Raw genomic sequence first — 6,055 nt, 5'->3', positions numbered from 1 at the left:
GACCGCCGGCAGCTACACGGTCGTCGTCACGGTCACCAACACCTCCGGCCTGACCGCGACCGCCCAGAAGACGGTCACCGTCTCCGCGGCGATCCGGCCGCCGACGGCCGCCCTGTCCGTGACCCCGTCCAGCGGCACCGCACCCGTAGCCGTCACCGCCGACGCGTCGGCCTCCACCGACCCCCAGGGCCAGACCCTGTCCTACGCCTTCGACTTCGGCGACGGCACCACGGTGCCCGCGTCGGCGACCGCCACGGCGACACACACCTACAGCGTCGCGGGCACCTACACCGTGACCGTCACCGTCACGAACACGTCCGGCGTCAGCGCCACGGCGCAGCGGTCGGTCACGGTGGCCGCGCCGCCACCCGGCTTCGTGGCCACGGTCGGCACGGCGTCGTCGACGACGTCGGCCTCGTCCGCGACCGTCACGCTCGGAACCGGGGCCGGCGTCCAGCAGAACCACCTCGTCGTCGTGACGCTCCAGGTGCTGACCAACTCGAACGGCGCCGCCAGCGTCACCGACACGGCCGGCAACACCTACACCCTCGCCCGGTCGGTGTCCGCGAGCGGCGGCCGGCTCCTCGTCCTCACGGCGCTCGCGACCAAGCCGCTGCCGCAGGGTGCCAAGATCACGGCGACCTTCCCGAAGGTCTCGTCGTACCGGATGGTCGTGGACGACCTTCAGGGTGTGACGCGGGTCGACCGGGTCGCCTCCGCGACCGGCACGACGGCCTCGTTCTCGTCCGGGCTGACCCAGACGACGACGGCGGCGCGTGAGGTCGTGTTCGGGGCGGTCGCCTCGTTCACTGCGGCGACGAACCCGACGTGGACCTCGGCGTGGACCGCGCTCACCCCACAGGCGACGGGCCAGACGAACCTCGGCCGCGCCTACCAGCTCCCGACGTCCACCGGCACGTTCCGCGCGGACGGCACCACCTCGGGCACCTGGGCCGCGCTCGTCCTCACCTTCGCACCGTGACCACCGCACCGCGCCCGGCCCCGACGACGTGGCCGGGCGCGGTGACGGCACCGGCGCGCCGCCGTCGCGAGAGCGGCGATGGCTGCCGCTGGGGCCGCTCCGTACCGATTGGATGAGCCGGTCCGCGTGGTGTTATCGTTCCTTCCGCACCGAGGGGCTGTGGCGCAGTTGGTAGCGCGTCTCGTTCGCAATGAGAAGGTCAGGGGTTCGAATCCCCTCAGCTCCACAACATCAAGCAGGACCGGACACGCTTTTCGTCCGGTCCTGCTTCATGTTCTGGAACAGGTTGGGGGGATTCGGGAGGAGGCGGAGCGCAGCGGAGCCGACGGCTCCCCTCAGCTCCACCAACGGCACAGAGACCGGACACGCTTATCGTCCGGTCTCTCTGCCGTTTCTGGGACTCAGTGATTCGAGGAGGAGCCGGAACGCTGGCGGAGGCGACGGAGTCCCCTCAGCTCCACAACATGAAGCAGGACCGGTCACGCTCTTCGTCTGGTCTCTCTGCCCTTCCTGGGACTCCGTCGTCGGGCTGGCGCGGAAGTCGCCGAAGCCAGACGCGGTGGACCGGTCGGCCGTGGTGCCGGACGGTCGAGCTGTTGCCGGCGTCCCAGGTTCCAGCCGTGCTTGGCGAGCTCGCCGGCGACACCTCGAGGCCGAAGCGACGGCGGGGTCGTGGTCGAACATGCCAGCCTCGTAATCAGAGACCCTCAAACCGCAGGCTGTGATGCACATGTTGGGTAACGGGTCACGGCGGTCTCCTCAGCCGGAACGATCTGAATACACCTGATTCGGGCAAAAACCGACATGAATGCTCCTAACCTCTGCGGAAGCGCCTGTCGTGCGACGGTGCCTTGAGGAGGAAGCACCCGTGACATCGTCGAGCCCAGTTCTGAGCCGGAAGGCTGTGCTGGCCGGGCTGGCCGCGACCATGGGCGCGGGCGTGGCAGGCACGGTTGCCGCCACCCCAGCCTCTGCGGCCGCGGACGCGTCGAACCCCGTCAGTGTGAAGTCGACCGGCGCCATCGGTGACGGCACCACCGACGACACCGCCGCAGTCAGGGACGCGATCGCCACCGCCGCGGGTGGTGAGACGTACTTCCCGCCCGGCACGTACGTCCTGGACGCCCTTCTCGTCGACACCATCGCGCGGCTGCGCCTTGACCAAGGCGCCACACTGCTGCACAAGCCCGGCACCGGGTCAGGCTCCATGATCGTGTTCAACGGGACCGAGCTGCGGATCACCGGCGGCACCGTGAACGGGAACAAGGCCAACCAGACAGGGCGGCCCTACGTCATCACGGGGACCATCGAGAATGGCAAGAGCATCGTCCTCGAGGACGTGACCTTCACCAGTACTGTCGCCTCCGTCGTGTACGCCCAGAACTTCGGCGGCCTCCTGTCCATGGAGCGGTGCCGCGTCACGGAGCAGGCCGAACATGACGGCGTCACCGGACACACGACCTCAATCCTGCGGACCATCTCCGGTCAGCAGGGTGAGAGCGGCCTAGTCCGGTTCAACCACAACGTGTGCATCGGCACCGACACCCCGGCGATCGCCGGGGGTAACCCGGGCGGGATCTTCCTCGCCAACAACGGCTACCTGCCCGGTGCGCCGGGGTCGGACGGGTTCGCGAACGGGAACCTGTCGACGCTGGAGGCGATCGGGAACTACTTCTGGGGCTACGGGCAGAACGCGGCCGGCAACGACATCTCCCCGATCCACACCTACCCGGCCGTCGATGGAGCCCGGATCATCGGCAACTACTTCGAGCGGTGCGGCTTCTGCGCTATCTCGGCGAAGTCGGTCATCAACCTGGTGTGCGCCGGCAACGTCATCGTCAACGGGCTGACGTCGACGCAGAACGTCGCCAGTGAGGGCGCTATCTCCTACATGCCCGGGTACCAGGCGGCGAGCTTCCCGCGGCCGCGCGCGGTGATTTCCGGCAACATCGTCGACTCACCTGGCGGGCAGCCCACGGAGCGGCAGTCCGGGATCAGCGTCCACGGCTTGGCTGCCTCGCACGCGCAGCAGGTGGTCATCACCGACAACGTGCTCTCTGGGTGCGGGCGCGGGATCAAGGTGAACTACGTCGATGACATCACCATCTCCGGGAACGTGGTCGACGGGTCCGTCGGCGGCGGTGGGTACACAAAGGACGAGGACGGGATCCGGCTCGACAACGTCTACGGGACGGTGCTGGTCACCGGTAACCGGATCTCCACCCCGCATGGGTATGGGCTGTACGCGCTCGCGGGGGTGAGTACGGCCCGGTTCACGGTCACAGGGAACGTGTTCGACCACTCCTCGTCGGCACATTACGGCACCACGATCCGGGGGTGTGACTACCTGAGGTTGGAGGGCAACACCTATCGGGCCACCGCCGGCATGGCCGTCGTCCTCACGGCGTCCGGGACGACGAAGATCAACCACCTGCACCTGGGCGACAACTCGTTTGCCATGGGTGCGGCCGTGTTCGACTTCGCCAACATCGTGAAGGCGACCGGCCAGCTCCAGGCGGCGACGGACCCGAGGGGGAAGGTCACGCCGGGCGAGGTCGGGACGGTGTATCGGCGCACCAGCGGCAAGGAGCCCGACACTCTGTGGATCGCGACGGGGCTCAAGGCCACCGACTGGGCGCCGCTCCTTACCGCCGGCGTTGACGGGTACACGCCGTCCGTGCGGCTGGGTGCGGGTGCCGGCAGTGGGGCGACGATTACCGTGACGGGGAATGACACGGAGGGTGTCATCGAGCTTACGACCGGCACGGGCCCCTCAGCTGGCGCGACGGTCGCGACCGTGATCCTGGCGACCACGCGGCCGCTGATGCCGAAGGCAGTCGTGCTGACGCCGGCGAACAACAACGCCGCCCTGCAGCCCGGGGGCGTGTATGTGCCGAAGTCGACGCTGGCCCTGACAGGGTTTGCGTTGGCAAACGCCGGCGCCGAGTTGAAGGCCTCGACGCTGCACCAGTGGTACTACCGGTTGCTGTGAGGGGATGACGAAGCCCCTCCTAAGGAGCGGCTTTTCCGTGCGTGGGTGGCGCTACCGGTTGCGTACGTCGGTAGCGATGGGTCGCTTGGCGGTACGTCCTTGGGGTGGCGATCCGGTCCCCTCTCCTTGAAGGAGAGCGGCGGCGTGACACCCGACGGCCCGCACCGCGGCGATACTGGGGTGTGGGTGTCCGAGTCTTTGGGGATCCCGATCGGAACAGTGCATGTCGACGTGACGAGGCTAAGCCCGTTCCAGCAGGGCCAGGGCCTCGATGATGGCGAAGGGATCTCGTTCACTGCGGCCGGACTTCGTCGGCTGGATTGCCAGTACGGACTCGGGTACGTGGTGGCCTCTGGGGAGAGCGCCACGCGCCGGAACGGGCGGGGTTCCCTCTTTGTCATCCGCCCGTCCCCTGCCGATGTTTTCCCCCGGTGTCCCCCGAGGTCGCATTGAGCCTCGCCGGACCGGCCGGATCGGCCCCTGTGGAGGAAGTGCAGGTAGCGGGCTCTCATTGTCAGATGTAGTAGCCCCGGAAGACGCCCGAGTCATCACGCTCCAGCCGAACCCCTTCGGGCTCTTCGAGCCGGAAGCCGATGCTCAAGAGGATCTCCTCGTAGAGGTCGGCGTCGCCTGCGGCCACGGTGTGCACCGTCGGCCGGTCGGTCCCTGACGTTGTGTGCCAGACACGACAGTAGAAGGACGGTCCTCCGTCACTCGCATCCCGTAGTTGTTGTGGGTCGCTCGGGCCACCCGCGACGACTTCGACACGGTCCGGCTGGATGAGCACCCAAGCCTCACCGTCACCGGTTGGTATGTGTCCCACCATCTGGGTCGCATCGCGCCAGCCCGGCCCGGAGAAAAGATCGAGAACGATCAGGCGGCGCATCATGACTGGGCTCTGGTTCGTGCCGTCGACCCGGCGGACCCTGCTTGATGGGGGCCCCCACTGGCACAGTCGATCCCGTTCGCGAACCCGGGAGCTGATAGCGCGGCCCGCAGCCGCCGCCCCGTTGCCGGAGCGCTGAGGACCCGCGCCTCGGACCCCACAAAGAAGAAGCCGCAGGAAGTCATGAGGCGTACCGGCCGCGGTTACGGCGGATGCGACGCTGCAGACGCAGCTCGTCACGCAGCCGCGAAGGGAGCGGCAGGTTGCGGACACTGAGCGCCGCGGCGTATCGCTCCATGGCCTCCAGCAACGACTCGTGTGCCGCGTGAAGCGGTGCTGACGCGGGTACTCCGCGGAGTCGCTGGACCTCTTCACGGGCACGGCGCACGTCGGCTGCCAGCAATGTCAGCGACCGGTTCACAGGAGGTGGGCCTTCGGGTGGATCAGCGGACATTCGAGACCTCGGCTCCCCCGCGGCCCGAGACGTTTCCGGTGTGCGAGACAGCCCGAGCCTACGTCCTGTTGTCGGCAAGCGGGCAGGTCTGCGTCTTCTCGGCCGCCGCACGTCACGAGCCGGTCCGCGACAGGTCTTCGGGCCGGCTCACGAAGTGTCGATCCGGTACGGCGCCGAAGGAGTCGGCTGCGTCTCTGTGAGGACCTGTCTCGCGCCTTGCAGTTGTGGCGACTCACCGCCCGGGCGCACACTGGGAAGGCGTCGCTGCGCGATACCTTGGTTGGTCCCTGGTAGGCCCGGCGATGGAACGGATGGCGCCCATGGGCACAGCAGCTGAGCGACCTCGTCCCGATCTGCCCGAGTGGGCCCTTGCGCAGGCCATGCACGGTCGCGAGGACGCCAACACGGTCGGCCGCGACGAGCGTGCCCGCCTCCTCGTAAAGGCGTTCGAGGACGAGCGCCACGACGCTGAGGACGATGCAGATCAAGGCGGCGAGGGCTAGCCGCGCTTGCGTGCGTCTGGTGCCACAGCGCCCGTCCCTCGAGGCGTACAGGGCGCGAGTGGGTTGGGACGCCTCGGCGCCCTGACGCTTCCGCACGGAGCCCCGCTGACCAGGGAAGCAAGACCAGTGGCAACACGCTGACGAAGCGCCCAGCGTGGTGAACAGCCAGGTTGAAGCCGCCTGAGCCTCTGCGCGGCGCGAACGTCCGATCATGCGCCCTTTCGTCCGGTCCTGCTTC

4 protein-coding genes and 1 tRNA gene are annotated in these 6,055 nt (G+C 68.3%); 4 read left to right on the top strand and 1 reads right to left on the bottom strand.

All coding sequences use genetic code 11. The features are described from left to right. From ACR9ZK_RS20385 to ACR9ZK_RS20375, 3 genes are all read left to right on the top strand, one after another. Positions 1-982: PKD domain-containing protein (locus tag ACR9ZK_RS20385; RefSeq protein ID WP_481343790.1), on the top strand; the 982-nt coding region annotated here is incomplete at its 5' end. 153 nt (positions 983-1,135) lie between these two features. Continuing rightward, positions 1,136-1,208: transfer RNA gene (locus tag ACR9ZK_RS20380), tRNA-Ala, on the top strand. Between the two features lie 642 nt (positions 1,209-1,850). Next, entirely contained in the window at positions 1,851-3,974 is a 2,124-nt protein-coding gene (locus ACR9ZK_RS20375; protein WP_481343789.1) for a glycosyl hydrolase family 28-related protein, read from the top strand. Positions 3,975-4,488: 514 nt separating this feature from the next. Here ACR9ZK_RS20375 and ACR9ZK_RS20370 read toward each other — a convergent pair. After that, entirely contained in the window at positions 4,489-4,863 is a 375-nt protein-coding gene (locus ACR9ZK_RS20370; protein WP_481343788.1) for a hypothetical protein, read from the bottom strand. 771 nt (positions 4,864-5,634) lie between these two features. Here ACR9ZK_RS20370 and ACR9ZK_RS20365 point away from each other — a divergent pair. Beyond that, positions 5,635-5,817 carry a hypothetical protein gene (locus ACR9ZK_RS20365; protein WP_481343787.1) on the top strand — a complete coding sequence of 61 codons (183 nt, stop codon included), beginning with the start codon at positions 5,635-5,637 and terminating at the stop codon, positions 5,815-5,817. The last annotated feature ends 238 nt before the right edge of the window (positions 5,818-6,055 follow it).

The organism is Monashia sp. HAY1-5C (genome assembly GCF_056755255.1).
The sequence above is the reverse complement of the archived record's forward strand: the minus strand, read 5'-3'. Positions and strand labels throughout refer to the sequence as shown.